Here is a 20,322-nt window from a genome sequence, read left to right as displayed (position 1 = left end):
GCTTTTGCCGGAGCCGGAGGAGCCCATAATCGCCACCATTTCTCCCCGGGTGACGGTCAGGTCGATGCCTCTTAAAGCGTTAACCTGCGATGCCCCCATGGTATATACTTTTTTGATAGTTTTTAATTCGATCACTTTATTTTCCGGCAAATATGCCACCACCCAGATTTATTTCGCCGGCTTATAATCAGCGCCTGGCTCCGCCTCCGGTTGTCACCCGCGGCGCGCCCATCATCATCGGGTTGCCGCCCTGGCTGCCCTGTGTAGTGGTAGTTGTCTGATTTAAAGCGCCAATCACCACTTTGTCGCCTTCGCTTAAACCATTAATTATTTCATAATTGCTCAGATCCGACAGTCCTAAAACCACGCGTTGCGGAGAGGGAATGCCGGAGTTGTTCATAACAAGAACCGTGGTTTGCTGTTCCTGGTAGCTTGCCGGTACGCTTGAAGCATCAGCATTGCTGCCTCCATCGTTCCCGGCCCCGGCGCTGCTGCCCCCGCCGGTTCTCTGGCGGTTTTGCCGCTGGCTGCCGCTGGTGCCGCCGGTTTCTTCCGGCACCGGGGAACCTGCTTGTCTCATTTTACTTAAATAAGTGACTGCATAAGTAACGGCTCCTTTGGGGACGGTGAGAACATTCTCATGCCGGTCAATAATGATTTGAACATTGGCGGGCATACCTGCCTTCAGTTCTTGGTAGTTTTGGTCCGGCTGAATGATGACATCATAAATCTGCACGTTTGATAGGGTATATGCCTGTGGAGAAATGCTGCTTAGCTTGCCGCTGAAAGTTCTGTCCGGAAAGGAGTTCACTGTGAATTCAACTTTCTGGCCGACTATGGCTTTACCAATATCTGCTTCGTTAACCTGAGCCTTTAACTGCAGCGCTTCTGAAATTACATCGATAAACCCGCCGCCGCTGGTGTTATTGTTATTGGCCGTCGCCCGCTGGCCGACGGCGCCGTTAACCGCGCTGACAGTGCCTTCGATGGGACTGAACATCTTGGCTCCCGAAAGGTCGTTTTGAGCCAGTTTTAACTGCGCCTCACTGCTGTCTACCTGGGCGACCGCCGCTTCAATATCCTCCGCGCGATTGCCGGCTTGCAGTGACCTTAGGGAGTTCTCGGCCTTTCTCAAATTACCTTCGGCATTAATAAATTCCGAGTTGTACTTGTCGAGATCGGCTTTGGCAATCGCCCCCTCCTGATATAACTGCTGGTAGCGCTCCAAAGTGGACTTCGCCAGGTCGTAGTTCCCCCGGGCCATTTGGACTTCTGCTGCGGCTTTATCCAAATCTTCCTGGGTGGAACCGTTCTGCAACAGTTCCAGCTTGGCGGTGTTTCCTTTCAAGCTGGCTGTAGCCTGGATTACCGATGCCTCCAGGTTGTCGGTATACTGTTCGGCTAAAATCTGACCGGTGGTCACGTGGTCGCCTACTTTGACATAGATGTCTTTAATGATTTCGGAGTTCTTAAAACTTAGGGAAACCGTGCTTACCGGTTCGATTGTCCCGCTGGCTGAAATAGAGCTGGTGATAGTGCTTTTTTTAACGGTGTCGGTAAGGTAATTTCCCGGTGTGCTTTTGCGTGTTGTCATTATGTAGAATCCTGCCAGCGTAGCTGCCGTAATTATTATTATCCCAAGCAGCAGCTTTTTTCTTTTTATAAACTGGACAAGAAAATTGAGCTTGCTTATGTCAGGTCTAAGAGTGTCTGCCAAGATACTTTCCCCCTTGGGTAATAAATTAAGGAAACATTTAACATAGCTTCCGGTATCCCTGCCGAATACGGACACTGAATGCGCAGAATTTGCTCAATTGAACTTAATATGAAAATCGTTCCTGTAAAGCCACCTAGTAACAGTCTAACTGATTATTGTGACTAAATTTTGAACAAATGGCTAACTTTTTTTGAAAACTATATGCGCAATAAATAGCCCGTTCCCCGTACTGTAACAATTTCCCCCTCATTGGCCGGCCACTCGTGCAATAAATGCCGTATGCGTTTGACCGAAACATCCACCGCGCGGTCTCCCCCTTCGTAATCCACTCCCCAGACATGATCCAGCAGCTTATCCCGGGTAAATACCTGGTTTGGGTGGCGAACCAGAAAAGCCAGCAGTTCCCAATCGCGCGGCGCAAAATAAATCGTTGTACCTCTAAGCGAAACAGTGCGGGAGGTAAAACTCACAATCAAGCTCCCGAATTGGACAAGTTCAGGTTCAATCAGGCGGGCCGGCCGCCGCAGCACAGCTTTGACTCGCGCTACAACTTCATCCGGATCGAAAGGTTTCGGGATGTAATCATCGGCGCCCTGCTTAAACCCATGCAGACGGTCTTCTACGGCGCCGCGCGCTGTCACCATGATTACGGGGCAGCTGCTTTGCTGGCGAATTTCATCCAGCACCGTCCATCCGTCTTTTCCGGGCAGCATCAAATCCAGCAGAATCAGCGCGGGATTTACTGCGGAAAATATGGACAGCGCTTCTTCCCCGTCTGCGGCGACATGCACCTTAAAGCCCGCGTGCTCCAGATAAGCCTTGAGCAAAAGAGCAATTGAATATTCGTCTTCAACCACCATAATCGTCTGCAATAGACCACTCTCCGAAGTAAGTATAGTATGGATCTTGAAACTACCGGCTAAAGCGTTTCCTTTGAATGATTATATTATATCATTAGTTTAACATGAAGAAAGATTGCTTAAATCCCATTATGTAAGAACAATCCGGGGATATTTGCAGGCTTTACATTGCTTGCAAACGTGGAAAAATAGTAAAATAAGTATGTTTTAAATACTTTGTATGACGGTGAAAAAACTAATGACTGAAAATAAGCTGCTTGGACCGTTCTTAAAATGGGCGGGCGGCAAACGGCAGCTGTTGCCGGAAATAAGAAGATTAATTCCCCTAAGTTACAAAACATACTTTGAGCCTTTTGTCGGAGCGGGGGCCGTTCTTTTTGATATTCAGCCTGATAAGGCTGTAATAAACGATATTAACGATGAATTGATCAATGTTTATAAAGTTGTCAGGGACAACCTGGCTGAGTTGATTGAAGATCTCTCAAAACACGCTAATTCTAAGGAATATTACTACCAAATAAGAGATTTGGATAAAAAAAAGGAGCGCTTTAACAACCTATCTTCAGTTAAAAAAGCTTCAAGAATAATTTATCTTAATAAAACCTGCTATAATGGTTTATTCAGAGTAAATAGCCAGGGCTGTTTCAATGTCCCTTTCGGCAATTATAAAAATCCGAATTTATTTAACAGGATGGCTTTGCAGGCTATCAGCGAGTATTTGAACAGCGCGGATATTTCCATATATAACACCGATTTCGAGGAGGCGGTGGAAACAGCCGGCCGGGGAGATTTTGTATATTTTGACCCGCCTTACGATCCGGTGTCGGACACAGCCTCTTTTACCGGGTATTATTTAGGCGGGTTTGATAAAAACAAACAAATAAGACTCAAAGCGACTGTTGACAAATTGACGCAGAAAGGATGCAAGGTCTTATTGAGCAATTCCGCGACTAGTTTTATTAAAGAACTTTACGCCGACTATAAGATTATGCCGGTTGTGGCGAAGCGGCCGATAAATTCAGCGGCAGCCAAGCGGGGGAGCGTCGAAGAAGTGCTGGTTTTAAATTATGACTCAAATATAAGAATATCTTATTAAAAGCATAATGCGGGACAAAAGTCCTATTTACAATAGGTCCAAAGTCTAGTATAAATAAGTTGTCTGAAAAGGGCAAACATAGTGAAAACTATGGACGCAAAACTACGGGTCTAAAGCGCCTCAGCGCTACGACAGCCGGGTTGCCAGGAAGAACAATTTAGTTCCTGTGACAGTACCCCGGCTATTCTGGAGGGTATTTTTTATTTTCGCCTGAAAGATGGGAGGGTGTTGGAATGAGCCCTAATCCTATGGATGTCGCGGAAACATACCGTGTAATGCAGCAAATCAGATTGAAAAAGGAAGAGAAAATAAATGTTCTACGCAAATCCAGAGATAACGGAGCATCACCCAGTCAAGAGCTGCCGGGTGATCCAGGTAATGCGCATCTGGGCAAAGAGATTGACGGGCATGTGTGATCATTGTCTTAGATATACTGAACCCGGCTGAGCCGGGCTTTCCTTATTAACAGGTACTTCCCCGGGCAGCATCCGGACCTGAGTTCTCTGCCGCATTTTTGGGCGGCAGGTTAAGACTGTTTTTAACAATGCTGACTCTCTCAGTCATATTGCCTTTTACCTCAACATAGTTAATATTCATTATGCTCAAGAAATCTATGATTTTCTTGTCTACCTCCAAAGCAAATTCTAAATTTTGATATCTCACGCCATCATCGACCAGCCTAATTTCCCTGGGTATGTAAAATATTTCATATTCGTTCAAATCCCGCATGGCCCACTCATATAGTTTCAGTAAGGCATATTTTTCCTTTCTGTTATTGAAATTGCAGGTAAGAATTCCATAAACGTAACACAATATTGTGGCATTGTCGCAAAAAATAATATCGCTATGCTTCAAATGCTCCTCCCTTTTCTTTTGTCCTTCATAAAGCAAGAATTGCTCGAAAATATTCGTGGGCACCCCGTAATTGACAATGTACTCGCGGGTGAATTCCTCACAGATGGATGATATGTAGCCTGCGAGACTGTAATCTACGTCCAGTTGCTTGCAGAGGGTCGTTTTACCCGTTCCGGGGCCTCCTAAAATTGCCACCTTGATTGGTTTGTTATTGCTAGGCATACACGCATCCCCCAATATAAAATGTTTATCCATAATCAAAAATTCGACATTATCAACATAATACCTTCATTCAACCAGAATTTAAACTTTGCGCGGCTACAGGCTTATATTTATGTCTTTATACGGCGAATCTGTTATAATACAAATTATGAACACTGGAAGGTTGATGGCCGGCGGGGAGCAGAAAGAATCATCCGGCGCTGTAAAGGCACAAACGTTCCCCTCAACGAAGGGTGAGAATGTGGAAAAAACAACGACCGGCAAGATGATTTTCAATATTACCGTATTAATCGCTTTTTTTAGTGCTTTGTCAAAATTGCTGGGGGTGCTGCGTGATAGTGTAATTGCCCATAAGTTTGGCGCCACTGGTGCCTCCGACGCCTACCTGGTGGCTCTCACGGCGCCAAATCTGCTTTTCTATATTATCAGCGGGGCGCTGGCGGCGGTAACGGTGCCCGTATTTATTGAATATTCGACAAAAGGAAAAAAACAGGAAGCCTGGAAGGTTTTTAATACTGTTTTTAACGCTGTAACCGTGGTGTTCATTTTAATCGCAGCGGCAGGCATGGTTTTTTCCCCGTGCATTGTCAAGCTGATCGCCTGGAATTTACCGGGACAGACGGCAAACCTCGCCGCCAGTCTTGCCCGGATTATGTTTCCCTTGCTGCTTTTTGCGGGGTGGGCTTCACTCTTTGCCGGCTTATTAAACGCAAATAACATATTTGGGATACCGGCTTCTTCGAATGCGGTAAATAACGTGGTAATCATCCTGGGCGCCGTCACCCTGGGCAGTTTTTACGGAGTACACGGCTTGGCCGTAGGTACGGTGATAGCCATGGCGGCGATGGCTTTAATGCAGGTGCCGGCCCTGCTCCGCGCCGGATACCGGTATAAGCCGGCGCTGGATCTCAGTCACCCCGGCGTGAAACAGGTTTTTAGCCTGATCTTGCCGGCTGCGGCAGGACTCACGGTCAACCAGGCCTATATATTGATTGAGAAAAATATTGCCTCCGGTATGCCCGAGGGGACTATCACGGCCCTCAGTTTGGCCAATAAGCTGGTTCAGGTTCCGATCAGCCTTTTTGTGCTGGCATTGGGCACAGCGGTTTTCCCAACACTCACCAAACTTGTGACGGCGGGGGAGCGCGAAGAGTTTTCTGCTTCGTTAAACAGGTTGCTCAGAATATTGATTCTGGGGATGGTTCCCGCCAGCATCGGCTTGATCGTATTGCGATATCCGATAGTAAGTTTGCTGTACAAGAGCGGGGCCTTTGACCAGCGGGCAACGGAAATGACTGCCGCCGCCTTGCTTTTTTATTCCGTCGGGCTGGCCGGGCAGGCTGCCAATGCTATTCTGACCAAGGCTTTTTATTCCTTGCAGGACACCAAAACACCGGTAAAAATTACTCTGGCTACCGTACTGGTCAATCTCGGCTTGAGTCTGTTATTGACCAGGTTTCTGCAGCATGGCGGACTGGCTTTGGCCAGTTCGCTTGCCTCGTTGACCGGTACTGCTTTATTTATGTTCTTTATTGAAAAAAAGGTGAAACCACTGCGATGGACCGGTTTGATCAGATTTACCCTGCCTGTTTTGGCCGCTTCCGCGTTGATGGCCGCAGCCAGTTATGGCCTCAATGATGTCTTAACCGGTTTATTTAGCCCGCATGGCAAGCTTGGCCTGGCTGTTCAGGTTGGGAGCTCGGTTGCGGCGGGTGTGGCGGTATTCATAGCCGCTGCTTTGATTCTCAAGATCGAGGAATTATACATTCTGCGAAATTATCTTATGGCGGTTTTTACCGGCGGAAGACAAAAAGATTAGTATTATTCAAATTTATCCATGTTAGAGTTGTGAACCTTTAAAGAACGGCGGGCATACCCTGGTGTAAGGGGGTGCCGGGTATGCTGTTTAAAATATCTGAACTGGGTCTTAGGGACACTGTAAATATGGTGGACGGCGCGAAAATGGGGGTGGTGAAAGACGTTTATATCGACTTGGAGAGCGGAAGAGTGCTTTCATTAGTGCTTTCAAGCGGCAGAAAATATTTCGGGCTTATTCCAGCCGGCAAGGATGTGGAGGTGCCGTGGGAAAGAATAAAAAAAATTGGCGTTCATACTGTGCTGGTTGAGGTAGAGCCTCAATAAGATATATGGTTCCAACGTTTGTTATAAGGTCGGTATTTGTTGACATTTCTCTCCCGGTATTGTTAAAATGTACTGTAGTTTCCGGTTTGTTGTTAAGACGGAGGAAATGCTCATGGCATCCGACGCAAACCTCTGCTCCGGAGGTTTAATTTTATGTTTGAGGCTTGTACTAAGATAAGGAGTGATGATGATGGCCAAGCGGTTATTTACATCTGAATCAGTCACTGAAGGACACCCGGATAAGATAGCCGACCAAATATCGGATGCGGTTCTTGACGCTATTTACCAAAATGACCCACTGGCCCGGGTAGCCTGCGAGACCTTGGTTACTACCGGTCTGGTACTGGTAAGCGGTGAAATTACGACCCACTGTTACGTGGATATTCCCAAAGTAGCCCGGGAAACTGTCCGTGAGATCGGCTATACCCGGGCGAAATACGGCTTTGACTGTGATACCTGCGCGATAATCACCTCTATCGACGAGCAGTCCGGTGATATCGCCCAGGGCGTGGACCACGCCCTGGAAACCCGCGACAGCGCGGAAGGTAGAGATAAATTGGATGCCACCGGCGCCGGCGACCAGGGGATGATGTTCGGTTATGCCACGAATGAAACGCCGGAATTGATGCCGCTGCCTATATCCCTGGCCCACGGCCTGGCGAAGCGGCTGTCGGTAGTCCGCAAGAGCGGGTTGGTTCCCTACCTCCGGCCGGACGGAAAATCCCAGGTGACAGTAGAATACGAAGGCGGCCGTCCGGTAAGGGTGGACAGCGTTGTGATCGGCACCCAGCACGATCCTAAAGCAACCTTGGAGGAGATCCGCAAGGATACGCTGGAACAGGTAATAAAACCAATTATTCCGGCTGAATTGCTCGACAATTCGACCCGTTACCTGGTAAATGCCACGGGCCGTTTTGTTATCGGCGGGCCGCAGGGGGACACGGGCCTCACCGGAAGAAAAATCATTGTGGACACATACGGCGGGATGGCCCGTCACGGAGGCGGAGCCTTCTCGGGTAAAGATCCCACCAAGGTGGACCGCTCAGCCAGCTATGCCGCCCGGTATGTCGCCAAAAACATAGTAGCCGCCGGGCTGGCGGATAAGTGTGAACTGCAAATTGCCTATGTTATTGGCGTAGCCCGTCCGGTTTCAATAATGGTTGATACTTTCGGCACAGGCAAGATAGACGAGCAGACCCTGGTTAAGCTGGTAGGCGAGCACTTTGATCTGCGTCCGGCAGCTATTATCAAAGATCTGGACCTGCGCCGGCCGATTTACAAGCAGTTGGCCGCCTACGGACATTTCGGCAGAAATGACCTCGATCTGCCCTGGGAACGCACCGACAAGGCCGAAGCGTTGAGGCGGGACGCCGGTTTAAAATAAGAGCCCGTTTCGGCACGGTAAGTCTTGAGAGTGTTGTTAACATATACTTAAGGAGCCAGAAGTCAGGAGTCAGAATTAAGAATGTTTAGAGACGGTTCTCATATTCTGACTGCTGACTTTTACTCTCTCTGAAAAATTTTTTTTATCATCTGCTGTAAACACGTTATTGGTATGGATGTCTATTTTTAGTAGTCAGGCCTTCATGAAGCCTGGCCTTATTATTATATGGATTAAAATAGAATTCAGAATATTTCGGTACGATAAAACATCTATTCTTAATTCTGAATTCTGAGTAATCACCCCTGGCGGATATCCTGCATATGGTGCAGTAAAGGCCGGGGGTGAAAAATGTGAACTTGCTTTTGGTATCATTGGCAATGCTGGCCGCGGCGGGCTTTGTCTTTCTTTTCAGGATTTTTTTCAACAGGAGTTGTCAAACTGTTCACAAGAGCACAAGAACGGTGGTTATTATTGTCAAGGATCAGGAGCCATGGGTGGAGGGTTTTATTCGTAAAATTTTTTACCTGATCAAAAATACACCGTGGATAAAAGTACGGGTGGTGGACGATGGTTCTTGCGATAAAACATTGGAAATACTGAGCTGTTTACAAAGATATTACCCTTTTGAATTGTTGTCCGTGAAGGCCGCGAAAAACATGGAATCAAACGGGGATGCCAACGGATTTTCGCACACGCGGCAATTTGACGTTAGAGGTTTAGCAGGTAAAGATCTGCTGCGTGCGCCGTTATTCTTCCATTTATCCCCTAACAGTGCAGGTAAATTCAACGTTTTGTCGAAATAAGCGTTGAGGTGGAATTAACTTGCGACCGAGAAGTATTGTGCATATCCTGTATGTATGGCTAGTGGTCGGCCTGGCGGCCTGGCAGTTGTACCTCCTTTTCCCAGCCCTGGATCTGGACCGGGTGCGGGAATTGCTGTCTATTGTTCTCCTGGGCGTGCTGTCCGAGTGGCTGGCTGTATCTTTTCCCCACGGGCAGCTTTCAGGCGGCTTCGCCCTGGTCCTGTCAGCTTATTTAATCTTTGGCCCGGCGGCAACCGCCTGGGTTTCCGGCCTGTCAACACTTTTCGGTCAAGGGATAGCCAACCGGGGCAATCCGGTTCGCACTACTGTCTTCAATGCCGGGCAGTATGTATTGGCGGCTGTCGCGGCCGGCCATATTTATCAGTTTAGCGGCGGCCGGCTGGGTTTGTCAGGTTTTGCGGAAATTTTACCTTTAGCTGCTTTCACTGTCTGCTACATGGGAATCAATCACCTGTTGATTTACTTTTACCTCTTGCCAAAGCGTCGGTATTATCCCGGTCCGGCCTGGCTGGACGCGGTTAAGTGGGATAGTCTGACCTATCTGTTTACTGTTCCCCTGGGGCTTTTGATTGCCATGATATACATATATACGGGCTTAACCGGGATCATGCTGCTGTTCTCTTCCGTGCTGGCGCTTCAGTTAATCATGCGTCATTATATTCACCTTCACGTGGCCAACCGGGAACTGAAAGCTTTCTATGATGTGGCCACTATTTTAGAGAAGAATCCTGAACCGGCCGAGTTGTTGGCATTTATCTTGAGAAGAGCGGGAAAGGTTTTTCCTTACCATTCAGGAGTTGCTTACCTACGCTCCGGTGAAAGAGATTCCTTTGCGCCGGTTGCGGCAACCGGGCCGTACTCCAAGCATCTTAGCCAAACCAAGGTATACAGCGGTGAAGGGATCGCCGGCTGCTCAATAGCGGATAGAAAGCCCGAAATCATATCCGATTGCAGAACCGATTCACGTACCAGGAATGAAGCCGGTTTGTGCCAGATAATGCGCTCGCTGTTAATTATCCCGTTATTATCCGGTGAGGAAGAATTAGGAGTTATTGTCCTGGGTGATCGCAGGCCCATGGTTTTTGACGAAAAACACCTGCACATTATGGCCGTGCTTGGCGGACAAGCAGCCCTAACCGTGGGGAAATCAGTGCTTGCCGGCCGTTTGGAACATGCCGCGTCACTGGATGTTTTAACAGGACTGTTAAATTCGGGAGTTCTTTTCCATGCCGCCTCGGAGATATGCGGGACAGCCGGCGGAAGCGGCGTAGCGGCCGGACTGATGATTATCGGCGTGGACCGGTTTAAGGCTTTTAACGACCGCTATGGCCGGGCGGCGGGGGACTGGACGCTGGCCGAACTGGCCGGGATCATTAAAGGCGCCACGCGCGGAGATGACCTTGCCGCGCGTTACGGCGGGGATGAGTTTGCTGTAATCCTGCCGGGCGCGAGTGGCCGGCGCCTGATGGACATTGCCGGCGGTATAAGGGATGAAATCGAGGAGCACTATTTTCTGCGAGAGGCCGGAAAGCAGGCGAGAATCACCGTCAGCATAGGAGCGGCGGAGTTTCCACAGGACGCCGGCGACGCGGCGGGCTTGTTCAAGGCCGCGCAGCGCGCCTTGGATAAGGCTAAAAAGGATGGCGGGAACCGGGTTGTTTCCGCAGCTGTTTCGATTATTGGGTTACCCCGGAAATAAAGGGGGTGCCGGTGATTTCAGGGTTATGGGATAGTCTGCTTGATTTGCTTTTTCCCCCGCTGCCGGAATGTCCTTTTTGCGGTGCTCACGGTTCAGGGGTGGAAGTATGCCGCGCTTGCCATGCAGTAGTGGACGGTTATCGCCTGGAGGCTCATTGCCGCATATGCGGCCGCTTGCCGGAAAAAGCCGTGCCGGTTACCTCGGGTGGCTTTTACCTGTGCGGTGAATGCCAAAGACATGGCTGGCCTTTTGTTGCGGCCCGGGCGCCGGGACCTTACGAGGGGGTCTTGAAAAAGGCCATCCACCGTTTTAAATATGGCGGCAGCCGCAGGCTGGCCGCGCCGCTGGCCTCGCTGATGGCCGAGCTGTTGTTGTCAGATGCCTTATATGCCGATATAGATCTGGTGGTGCCTGTGCCTCTGTCAGGTAACAAGCTGCGTCAAAGGGGATTTAACCAGGCTGCCTTGCTGGCAAAAGAAATCGGCGTCAGATTGAAAATACCGGTGAACGGTCGCGCGCTGGCTAAAATTATGGATACACCTTCCCAGACCGGGCTGTCCAGGGCGGCGCGGGAAATTAACTTAATAAACGCCTTTCATGTGACAGACGCGCGATATCTTCAAGGTAAAAATATCCTAATTGTTGATGATGTTTTCACTACCGGCAGTACAATGTCATCTGCCGCCGCAGCGGTTAAACAGGCGGGGGCGGGACAGGTGTTCGTTATCACGGCTGCCACCGGTAGGTATTCCTAAAATTCTACAAAAAACATGCCAACAAATAACATAGATTTACATTTTTTTATTGGGGAGAATTAGTTACCCACACTTTAAGGGCTGATTTTATTAGTTATTAACAGACTTATCCACATTATCAACAGAAACTTCTAAACAAAGAACTTTCCGCAAGGTTTTTTTCGACAAAGATGAGATATATGTATAGTAGTGGGATGTTATGAAAGGCTTGACAATCTCATAACCCTATGTTAACATGACTTTACGTGAGCTAAAGACACACGGAATTAAGTTTTCTAGGAGGTATGTTTGTGTTAGGTAAGGTTAAATGGTTTAATCAAGAAAAGGGTTACGGGTTTATTGAGAGAGAAGACGGCGGGGATGTGTTCGTTCACTTTTCAGCGATTCAGGAAGAAGGTTTTAAGACTTTAAATGAAGGACAAAAGGTTGAATTCGATATTGTCGAAGGCGCCCGGGGTCCTCAGGCGGCCAACGTTTTAAAAATATAAATTTTACTAAAATATAAATTATACTAAAGTTATGATAACTTTCGGTTTACCCCAGCAAGTCTGGGGTTTTTGCTTATTGCTCACAGGGGTGGTAAGCGGTGATTAGTTGCCCAAGACTCCCCGGCGGTCGCCGTAGGCGAGTTGAATTATAGCAGGAATTTTCGCCAAGTTGGGGAATAATAGTATTAGGACATATCAAAAGGGGGTTGTTTTATGAAGGTGCAAGTACGCGGCAGAAATATTGAAGTGACGGACGCATTGAAAGATTATGTCGCAAAACGCGTCGGCAAGCTGGATCGATTTATAGACAACCTCGGTGACGCTCAGGTGACAATGACTGTTGAGAAAGATTCCCACCGCATTGAAGTAACCATACCGGTTAATGGGATGATCTTGAGAGGTGAAGAAAGCACCGGAGACATGTATACTTCTACCGACCTGGTGGTGGAGAAACTTGAGAAGCAAATTCAAAAATACAAAGGAAAGCTGCAAAAAAGGGGTATCCGGGTAATGAGTGCGCAGAAGCCTTCTGCCGCTGACGACACCGAAGAGGAAGCGCCCAAGCTGGTTAGGACCAAACGTTTTGCGATCAAACCGATGCCGGTGGAAGAAGCTGTTCTCCAGATGAACTTGCTTGGGCATAACTTTTTTGTGTTCTCCAACGCTGAAACCGAGCAAGTCAATGTAGTTTACAAGCGCAAGGACGGGAATTTCGGAATTATCGAGCCGGAGTTCTAAATTTATCAAAATTGATTGTTGTTTTAACAGAGCGCCTCTCCAGGGGCGCTCATTATTTGGAATAAAATACTATAATTGACGGTGTTGATAATGATCAAGTATAATTATTTGATATAAAATGATGAGGTGCAACCTGGTCAGGAGTCAGGAGTCAGGAGTCAGGAGTCAGAATAAGAGAATGGTTTGTTTGTTGTCTCGATATATTCTGAATGCTGACTACTGAATGCTGAATAATGAGGTGATATAAAGTGCTCGGGTTTATTAAAAACTGGCTTGATGATAATGCCCGTGAAGTAAAAAAGCTGCAGCATGTTGTTAATAAGATCAACAGCCTGGAACCAAAGATGTCTGCGATGCCGGAAGAAGAATTAAAAGGCATGACCGCGCTTTTCCGCGAACGCCTGGAGCAAGGACAGACTTTGGATGATATCCTGCCGGAAGCTTTCGCCGTGGTAAGAGAGGTTTCCCGGCGGGTATTGGGGATGAGGCACTTTGACGTGCAGCTGCTGGGCGGCATTGTGCTGCATCAGGGCCGTATAGCCGAGATGAAAACAGGTGAAGGTAAAACCCTGGTGGCTACTTTGCCGGTTTATCTGAATGCTCTCACCGGCAAAGGAGTTCATGTAATTACAGTGAATGACTATCTGGCCCGCCGTGACAGCGAGTGGATGGGCCAGATCTACCGCTACCTGGGTTTAAGCGTGGGCTTGGTGCTGCACGGCTTGGAATGGGAGGACCGCAGGCGCGCTTACCGCTCCGATATTGCTTACGGCACGAATAATGAGTTTGGGTTCGACTACCTGCGGGACAATATGGCCCAGCATCCCGACCAATTGGTGCAGCGTGAGCTAAACTATGCCATCGTGGATGAAGTGGACAGCATATTAATAGACGAAGCCAGGACCCCGTTGATTATTTCCGGGCAGGCGGAGAAATCTACCGACTTGTACTTTACTTTCGCCAAAGTCGTTCCCCGGCTGGTGCGGGAAACCGATTACAATGTCGACGAAAAGGCGCACACTGTGACCATTACCGAGTCCGGAGTGGCCAAGGTGGAAAAAATGATTGGCGTTGAGAACCTGTATGACGATAAAAACGTTGAGCTTACCCACCACCTGAACCAGGCCTTAAAAGCCCACGGGCTGATGAAACGGGACCGGGACTATGTGGTGAAGGACGGGCAGGTGATCATTGTTGATGAGTTTACCGGCCGGTTGATGTTCGGCAGGCGCTACAGCGACGGTCTGCACCAGGCTATCGAAGCCAAAGAGGGAGTCAAGATCGAACGGGAGTCCCAAACTCTCGCAACCATCACTTTTCAGAACTACTTCCGGATGTATGACAAGCTCGCCGGTATGACCGGCACGGCGGCAACCGAGGAACAGGAATTCAAAAAGATTTACGGTTTGGATGTGGTAGTGATACCCAGCAACAAACCGATGATCCGCAAGGACCTGCCGGACGTTATTTATAAAACGGAGCAGGCTAAATTTGCCGCGGTTGTCGAAGAAATAGCGGCCAGGCACGACAGGGGGCAGCCGGTACTGGTCGGCACGATATCTATTGAAAAATCTGAGATCCTCAGCAGCATGCTCCGGCGGAGAAATATTAACCATCAGGTGTTAAACGCCAAATTCCACGACAAAGAAGCGGAGATCGTGGCGCAGGCGGGACGTTTGGGAGCGGTGACTATCGCCACCAACATGGCCGGCCGCGGCACCGACATCCTGCTTGGGGGCAATCCGGAATTTCTGGCGCGGTATGAATTGCGCAGGCAGGGCCACGAGTTTGAAGCTGCCGGGGAGATAGCCTCCGTGCCGGCTGGGACGGATGACCCCGTTTACCGGGTGCTGCTGGAAAAATACCGTAAACAGTCAGAGGAAGAAAGGCGGCTGGTGGTCGAACAGGGCGGGCTACATATAATGGGCACGGAGCGGCATGAAAGCAGGCGCATTGACAACCAGCTCCGGGGCCGTTGCGGCCGCCAGGGCGACCCTGGCTCAAGTCAATTTTACAGCGCCCTGGAGGATGATTTGTTGCGCCTTTTCGGCTCCGATAATATTTCAGGCATCATGGACCGGTTGGGAATTGAAGAAGACATGCCGATCGAGCATGCGATGATCACCAGGTCGATTGAAACTGCCCAAAAAAGGGTGGAAAACCGGAACTTTGATATCCGCAAGCACGTGCTCCAATACGATGATGTAATGAACCAGCAGCGTGAATTGATCTACAGGCAGCGCCGCCAGGTGCTTACCGGGGGCAATCTCAAAGAGAATATCATGGAAATGATTGGCGCCGTGGTTGAGCGGGCCGTAACCACTTATGCCCCGGAAGGGGTTTACCCCGAAGAATGGGATTTAAAGGGGTTGCTGGAGCACGCCGAGCAAATCTTCCTGCCAAATTCCGGATTGGCGCCGGAAGACCTGGCAGAAATGGGACGCAATGAATTGCAGTCCTTCCTGATTGAGCGGTCAAAGGAAATGTACGAAGCCAGGGAACAAGAGCTGGGCGAGGAAATGATGCGGGAGATCGAACGGGTGGTTATGCTCCGCATTGTTGATGAAAAATGGATGGATCACCTGGACGCCATGGATCAACTCCGGGAGGGCATCGGTCTGCGGGCATACGGCCAGAAAGACCCTCTGGTGGAGTATAAGTTTGAAGGATATGAAATGTTTCAAAACATGATTGACTCCATCCAGGACGATGTGGTGCGTTACATTTTCCGGGTGAATGTGGTCCAGCCGGAGCAGCGGCAAAAACGGCAGGTTGTTGAAAACCGCTACGCTGAGGAAGGACCGAAACAGCCGGTGCGCAGGGAAAATAAGATTGGGCGCAATGATCCCTGTCCATGCGGCAGCGGTAAGAAATATAAGAAATGCTGCGGGCGGGCGGAAGCGGTCTAATAATCAGTAGTCAGTAGTCAGAATGAGATAACGGTTTATCGTCTTGAGTAACTGTTCAGCAACCCGGTTGAGGCATGGTGTTATCGATAGCGAACGACTTGCGAAGCGCCGTTAACAGCACCCGGCGAAGCGAGGGTAACCGAATTGCGGCGCGAAACCAGCGGACTACCAACATTACGAATTTGAGCATAATTAGCTTAGTGGATAATGGGCTTGTCCTATTAACTAGCTTACCGCCGCCTTTTCAGCGCCGCTAGTTCGGTCCGAAGCGAGCCGTGGCGATAACACCATGCCTTGATACCAGCCGGATGTCTAATATAGTAACAAAAAATAATTTAGAAAACGGTGAGAAAATGTTTATCGAATTAAAGAGGGAAATAGAGCTTATCGGCAGAAGAATGGAAGATTTGAGGGTTTCTCTTTGACATAGCTAATAAAGAAGAAGAGATAACTTTGCTGGAAAAGCAAATGCTTGAACCGGGATTCTGGGATAACCAGGAAAGCTCTCAGAAAATTACCCAGCGGGTTGCCAGTCTCCGGGATAAGGTTATACATTTTTACGAGTTGGCTGGAGAATTTGAAGACCTTGAGGTTATGGCCGAGTTGGGCGAAGATGAAGAAGATGAAGAAATCGCCGCTGAAATAAAGGAAGGCTTGTTAGCCCTTGACCGGAAAGTAACGGATTTGGAGTTGGCCGTTCTTTTAAACGGGCCGTATGACCGGGGCAACGCGATTATTTCTCTTCATGCCGGGGCCGGCGGTACGGAAGCCCAAGACTGGGTCGATATGTTGATTAGGATGTACACCAGGTGGGCGGAGCGCCATAAGTTTAAGATTGACGTTCTTGACATGCTGCCTGGCGACGAGGCGGGCACCAAGAGCGCCACCCTTGAAGTGGTTGGCCCCAATGCTTACGGCTACCTGTGTTCGGAAAAAGGAGTGCACCGTCTGGTGCGTATTTCGCCCTTCGACGCCGCAGGGCGCCGGCACACATCTTTTGCGTCGCTGGACGTGCTCCCGGAAGTGGAAGACGACGTGAGCGTGCAAATCAGCCAGGATGATTTGAAAGTGGACACCTTTCGCTCTAGCGGGGCCGGCGGTCAGCATATTAATAAAACGGACTCCGCCGTCCGCATTACCCACATACCCACAGGTATCGTGGTTACCTGTCAGAACGAGCGCTCCCAGATTTCCAACCGCCTGGCCGCAATGAAAATGCTCCAGGCAAAGCTGATAGATCTCGAATTGCAAAAAAAAGAAGCTGAATTAGCCGCCCTCCGCGGCAATCAGCAAGAAATAGCGTGGGGCAGCCAGATTCGCTCTTATATTTTTCATCCGTACAGTCTGGTTAAAGACCATCGCACCAGTGAGGAGAACGGGAACATCAATGCGGTTATGGATGGAGAAATAGATGCTTTTATCGCCGCTTATTTGAAGGACAAAGCGCGGAAACAAAACGGGTGAGCAATTTAATTGATTATTATCGCCGTTGCCGTAAAGGTGGCGGCTTTTCAATTTTTTGGGGGCGCTTAATAGTGATTGATTTCGACATCTGGGGAAGGAATTTGTAACAAGAAAAAGAATATTACTTCTGGTGCGTATTTTATAGCCTTTTATTATTCTGGACAACATAGTAATACATAACAGAGTTACATGGTAATACCGGAGTGTCCTAAGATGCGCTTAAAAATTATCCAGGAAATAATCGGGGTGAGCGCCGGTGTCATATTAACCGCCATGGGTCTGGATATGTTCCTCATCCCCAATAAGATTGCCGCCGGAGGGGTCAGCGGCATTGCCACAATCCTGCATTATTTGATTAATGTTCCTGTTGGGGCGGCTATGCTTGTTTTGAATGTACCTCTGTTCGCCGCGGCAATTTACCGGCTGGGGCTGCAATTCGGCTTTCGTTCTCTTTTCGGAACGATCACTCTTTCCCTGGCGGTTGACGCGCTTGTGCCGTTGCTGCCCGTTCCCACTCATGACCTATTGCTGGCCTGTTTGTTTGGCGGAGTGCTGGTTGGCCTGGGACTTGGGCTTGTTTTCAAGTATAACGGCACGACCGGGGGAACCGACTTGCTGGCGGCTATATTGCGCACATATACCGGAGTTAATATCGGCCAGTTGCTTTTCCTGGTAGATGCCTCGGTAGTAATTGCGGCCGGGTTTGTTTTTGAATCGGCGGAACTGTCCATGTATGCGCTGATCACCATTTTTATTACCGCTTGGCTGATCGATCTGGTGCAGGAAGGGTTTAGTTATACCAAGGCCTTCCTGATCATATCCGACCGGCCGGCGGAAATATCGTCCGCGATCGTGGAAGGGTTGAACCGGGGGGCTACGGCTTGGCCGGCGCGCGGGGTTTACACCGGTGTCGGTAAAGAGGTTCTCCTTTCGGTGGTGAACCGGTCGGAGGTGACTCGACTGAAAGATATCATTTATCAAGTCGATCCGCACGCTTTCGTAATCCTGGCGGATGTGCACGAAGTGCTGGGTGAGGGTTTTAAAGAGTACAAATAAAAGACACGGGGGTTATGGGATGGGGGAAATAGAATTACTGAAAGGCAAGGCGAAAGAGATTAGAAAAAACATAATTAAGATGTTGGGAGAGGCCGGTTCGGGGCACCCGGGCGGGTCTCTGTCCGCTGCTGATATTGTTACCGTGTTATACTATCATGAGTTGCGCCTCGACCCGGGCCGGCCGGATTGGCCCGACCGCGACCGCTTTGTGCTCTCCAAGGGGCATGCCGCTCCGGTTTTGTACGCGGCCCTGGCCGGAAGGGGATTTTTCCCGGAGGCCGAATTGATGACCCTGCGCAAGTTGGACAGCCGGCTGCAAGGTCATCCGGACATGCGCAAGGTGCCCGGCGTGGAAATGTCCACCGGCTCGCTCGGGCAGGGTTTGTCCGCCGCCAACGGCATGGCTCTGGCCGGTCGGCTGGATAAGAGGAATTACCGCGTTTACGCGCTGCTGGGCGACGGCGAGTTAGATGAAGGAATGGTCTGGGAAGCGGCCATGGCGTCTGCTCATTACAAGCTGGATAACTTGACGGCTTTTGTCGACCATAACGGCTTGCAGATTGACGGACCGATTACCGAGGTAATGTCTCCCGAGCCCGTGTCGGATAAATGGCGCGCTTTTGGCTGGCATGTGCTTGATATTGACGGTCATGACATTAAACAAATTATTGACGCTCTGGATGAAGCCAAAACGGTAAAAGGAAAGCCCACCATGATCGTTGCTAAAACTGTCAAAGGCAAAGGCGTCTCCTTTATGGAGAACCAGGTCGGCTGGCACGGTGTGGCGCCAAAGCCTGGCGAAGTGGAAAAGGCCCTGGCGGAATTAGATGCGGATTAGTGTTTTTTGAGAGGGGAAAAGTCAATGAGTAAGAAAATAGCAACCAGGGAGGCTTATGGAGAAGCGCTGCAGCAACTGGGCAGAGAGAATCCGGACGTGGTGGCGCTTGACGCCGACCTGGCGAAGTCTACCAAAACTTTTGATTTCGGAAAAATTTTTCCTGAACGCTTTTTTGATATGGGAGTGGCCGAACAGAATATGCTTGGTACTGCCGCCGGCCTCGCGACGGCGGGTAAAATTCCTTTCTGCAGTTCGTTTGCGGTATTTGCCTCAGGCCGGGCATTTGAGCAGGTGCGCAACAGCGTGGCTTATTCCGCGCTGAACGTGAAAATCGGGGCCAGCCATGCCGGCATTACCGTTGGCGAGGACGGCGGTTCCCACCAGTCGGTGGAAGACATCGCGCTCATGCGGGTTTTGCCGAACATGACGGTATTTGTTCCCGCCGACGCGGTGGAAACGGCAGGGGCGGTCAGGGCGGCGGCGGCCATCAACGGACCGGTTTATATCCGCCTGGGGCGGGCCGGGGTGCCGGTGCTGCACGGGGCGGATTTTCAGTTTGCACCGGGAAAAGCGGTGGTGCTGCGGGAAGGGCTGGACGCGACCATCATCGCCACCGGGATTATGGTCGCGGCCGCTCTGGAAGCGGCGGACTACCTGGCGGTAAAGGGCATCAAGGCAGGGGTTCTGGATATTCATACAATTAAGCCCCTGGATATTGAAGCTATTACCAAGGTCGCCAGGGAAACTGGCGCGCTGGTTACCGCCGAGGAGCATAGCATCATCGGCGGCCTGGGCGGGGCGGTGGCTGAAGCGCTTGCTGAAAACTGCCCTGTGCCAATGAAACGGGTAGGTATCATGGACAAGTTTGGAGTATCGGGAACTCCGGATGAGCTGTTGGAGAAATACGGCCTTACCCCCGGCTCTATCGCCAAGGCGGTGGAAGAGGTCGTCACGAAAAAAAGATAGATTTGTTGGCTGAGATTTGTCGTAATAAAAGCCCTTATCCGGCTAGGTTGGGATAAGCGGCTTTTTTATTGCTTGAAATATGCCCAAAGGTTGCCAATGGCTAATTTGTTCAGTGGGTAATTTTGAAGGTGATTATGCAAATAATCGTAGGTGTGGGAGGATTTTACGCTGAACTTGTCGAAAATAACCATAGCTTGTATTGTATGTATCAGCGCTTTGTAAGCGGGGTGGGTATTTGATTAATTTTTATAACGTTACCAAAATCTATCCCGGCGATATTAAAGCTTTGACTGATGTCACCCTCCAAAT

19 protein-coding genes and 1 riboswitch are annotated in these 20,322 nt (G+C 49.6%); of the genes, 15 read left to right on the top strand and 4 right to left on the bottom strand.

The window, feature by feature from the left end; translation table 11 throughout:
• The 3 genes from A4E54_RS04355 to A4E54_RS04345 all read right to left on the bottom strand — a co-directional run.
• Positions 1-99: ATP-binding cassette domain-containing protein (locus tag A4E54_RS04355; protein ID WP_502687920.1), on the bottom strand; the 99-nt coding region annotated here is incomplete at its 3' end.
• Positions 100-187: 88 nt separating this feature from the next.
• Positions 188-1,717, bottom strand: coding sequence for an HlyD family secretion protein (locus A4E54_RS04350; RefSeq protein ID WP_286724631.1), 1,530 nt, complete (start codon positions 1,715-1,717; stop codon positions 188-190).
• A gap of 197 nt (positions 1,718-1,914) precedes the next feature.
• Positions 1,915-2,589, bottom strand: a complete 675-nt coding sequence (locus tag A4E54_RS04345) for a response regulator transcription factor (protein WP_240084496.1) — start codon at positions 2,587-2,589, stop codon at positions 1,915-1,917.
• A 226-nt stretch (positions 2,590-2,815) separates the two neighbouring features.
• On the opposite strand from A4E54_RS04345, the gene A4E54_RS04340 reads away from it, so the two are divergent.
• Together A4E54_RS04340 and A4E54_RS04335 are read left to right on the top strand one after the other, a co-directional pair.
• Positions 2,816-3,673, top strand: a complete 858-nt coding sequence (locus A4E54_RS04340; RefSeq protein ID WP_240084497.1) for a DNA adenine methylase — start codon at positions 2,816-2,818, stop codon at positions 3,671-3,673.
• 61 nt (positions 3,674-3,734) lie between these two features.
• Positions 3,735-3,821, top strand: a riboswitch (cyclic di-GMP riboswitch).
• Between the two features lie 85 nt (positions 3,822-3,906).
• A complete protein-coding gene (locus tag A4E54_RS04335) occupies positions 3,907-4,089 on the top strand; it encodes a hypothetical protein (RefSeq protein ID WP_240084498.1) in 183 nt (60 codons plus the stop codon).
• Positions 4,090-4,135: 46 nt separating this feature from the next.
• Here the strand turns inward: A4E54_RS04335 and A4E54_RS04330 are convergent, their stop codons facing one another.
• On the bottom strand, positions 4,136-4,750 hold the full coding sequence (locus A4E54_RS04330; protein ID WP_240084499.1) for an ATP/GTP-binding protein: 615 nt from the start codon (positions 4,748-4,750) through the stop codon (positions 4,136-4,138).
• Positions 4,751-4,862: 112 nt separating this feature from the next.
• Between A4E54_RS04330 and murJ the strand changes: the two genes are divergently transcribed.
• The 13 genes from murJ (at position 4,863) to A4E54_RS04265 (ending at position 20,013) form a co-directional block, all read left to right on the top strand.
• Entirely contained in the window at positions 4,863-6,569 is a 1,707-nt protein-coding gene (murJ, locus tag A4E54_RS04325; protein WP_286724624.1) for a murein biosynthesis integral membrane protein MurJ, read from the top strand.
• An 80-nt stretch (positions 6,570-6,649) separates the two neighbouring features.
• A complete protein-coding gene (locus tag A4E54_RS04320) occupies positions 6,650-6,892 on the top strand; it encodes a YlmC/YmxH family sporulation protein (RefSeq protein WP_240084501.1) in 243 nt (80 codons plus the stop codon).
• A 190-nt stretch (positions 6,893-7,082) separates the two neighbouring features.
• Positions 7,083-8,276, top strand: coding sequence for a methionine adenosyltransferase (gene metK / locus A4E54_RS04315; protein WP_240084502.1), 1,194 nt, complete (start codon positions 7,083-7,085; stop codon positions 8,274-8,276).
• A 350-nt stretch (positions 8,277-8,626) separates the two neighbouring features.
• Entirely contained in the window at positions 8,627-9,079 is a 453-nt protein-coding gene (locus A4E54_RS04310) for a glycosyltransferase family 2 protein (protein WP_240084503.1), read from the top strand.
• A gap of 19 nt (positions 9,080-9,098) precedes the next feature.
• On the top strand, positions 9,099-10,799 hold the full coding sequence (locus tag A4E54_RS04305; protein WP_240084504.1) for a sensor domain-containing diguanylate cyclase: 1,701 nt from the start codon (positions 9,099-9,101) through the stop codon (positions 10,797-10,799).
• An 11-nt stretch (positions 10,800-10,810) separates the two neighbouring features.
• Positions 10,811-11,554: a ComF family protein gene (locus tag A4E54_RS04300; protein ID WP_240084505.1), complete on the top strand. Its 744-nt coding sequence runs from the start codon at positions 10,811-10,813 to the stop codon at positions 11,552-11,554.
• Positions 11,555-11,844: 290 nt separating this feature from the next.
• Complete coding sequence (locus tag A4E54_RS04295) at positions 11,845-12,042, top strand: cold-shock protein (protein WP_446676308.1); 198 nt, start codon at positions 11,845-11,847, stop codon at positions 12,040-12,042.
• A gap of 213 nt (positions 12,043-12,255) precedes the next feature.
• Positions 12,256-12,780, top strand: a complete 525-nt coding sequence (hpf, locus tag A4E54_RS04290) for a ribosome hibernation-promoting factor, HPF/YfiA family (protein WP_240084507.1) — start codon at positions 12,256-12,258, stop codon at positions 12,778-12,780.
• A 248-nt stretch (positions 12,781-13,028) separates the two neighbouring features.
• Positions 13,029-15,689 carry a preprotein translocase subunit SecA gene (gene secA, locus A4E54_RS04285; protein ID WP_286724617.1) on the top strand — a complete coding sequence of 887 codons (2,661 nt, stop codon included), beginning with the start codon at positions 13,029-13,031 and terminating at the stop codon, positions 15,687-15,689.
• 353 nt (positions 15,690-16,042) lie between these two features.
• Positions 16,043-17,153, top strand: a protein-coding gene (gene prfB, locus A4E54_RS04280; protein WP_240084524.1) for a peptide chain release factor 2 whose coding sequence is annotated in 2 segments (ribosomal slippage) — positions 16,043-16,111 and positions 16,113-17,153 — 1,110 coding nt in all. Because the reading frame shifts where the segments join, the coding sequence is not laid out codon by codon here.
• Between the two features lie 213 nt (positions 17,154-17,366).
• Entirely contained in the window at positions 17,367-18,209 is an 843-nt protein-coding gene (locus A4E54_RS04275) for a YitT family protein (protein WP_240084509.1), read from the top strand.
• 19 nt (positions 18,210-18,228) lie between these two features.
• Positions 18,229-19,047: a transketolase gene (locus A4E54_RS04270; RefSeq protein WP_240084510.1), complete on the top strand. Its 819-nt coding sequence runs from the start codon at positions 18,229-18,231 to the stop codon at positions 19,045-19,047.
• A 24-nt stretch (positions 19,048-19,071) separates the two neighbouring features.
• Complete coding sequence (locus A4E54_RS04265; protein WP_240084511.1) at positions 19,072-20,013, top strand: transketolase family protein; 942 nt, start codon at positions 19,072-19,074, stop codon at positions 20,011-20,013.
• Positions 20,014-20,322 lie beyond the last annotated feature (309 nt).

The sequence above is a fragment of the Pelotomaculum sp. PtaB.Bin117 genome (genome assembly GCF_002067195.1).
Lineage (GTDB): Bacteria > Bacillota > Desulfotomaculia > Desulfotomaculales > Pelotomaculaceae > Pelotomaculum_D > Pelotomaculum_D terephthalicicum.
The sequence above is the reverse complement of the archived record's forward strand: the minus strand, read 5'-3'. Positions and strand labels throughout refer to the sequence as shown.

Bases quoted from the DNA above. Each gene is read 5' to 3' on its own strand.
- A4E54_RS04340 (WP_240084497.1), top strand. From the start codon at position 2,816: ATGACTGAAAATAAGCTGCTTGGACCGTTCTTAAAATGGGCGGGCGGC.
- A4E54_RS04335 (WP_240084498.1), top strand. From the start codon at position 3,907: ATGAGCCCTAATCCTATGGATGTCGCGGAAACATACCGTGTAATGCAG.
- A4E54_RS04330 (WP_240084499.1), bottom strand. From the start codon at position 4,750: ATGCCTAGCAATAACAAACCAATCAAGGTGGCAATTTTAGGAGGCCCC.
- murJ (WP_286724624.1), top strand. From the start codon at position 4,863: ATGTCTTTATACGGCGAATCTGTTATAATACAAATTATGAACACTGGA.
- A4E54_RS04320 (WP_240084501.1), top strand. From the start codon at position 6,650: ATGCTGTTTAAAATATCTGAACTGGGTCTTAGGGACACTGTAAATATG.
- metK (WP_240084502.1), top strand. From the start codon at position 7,083: ATGGCCAAGCGGTTATTTACATCTGAATCAGTCACTGAAGGACACCCG.
- hpf (WP_240084507.1), top strand. From the start codon at position 12,256: ATGAAGGTGCAAGTACGCGGCAGAAATATTGAAGTGACGGACGCATTG.
- A4E54_RS04275 (WP_240084509.1), top strand. From the start codon at position 17,367: ATGCGCTTAAAAATTATCCAGGAAATAATCGGGGTGAGCGCCGGTGTC.
- A4E54_RS04270 (WP_240084510.1), top strand. From the start codon at position 18,229: ATGGGGGAAATAGAATTACTGAAAGGCAAGGCGAAAGAGATTAGAAAA.
- A4E54_RS04265 (WP_240084511.1), top strand. From the start codon at position 19,072: ATGAGTAAGAAAATAGCAACCAGGGAGGCTTATGGAGAAGCGCTGCAG.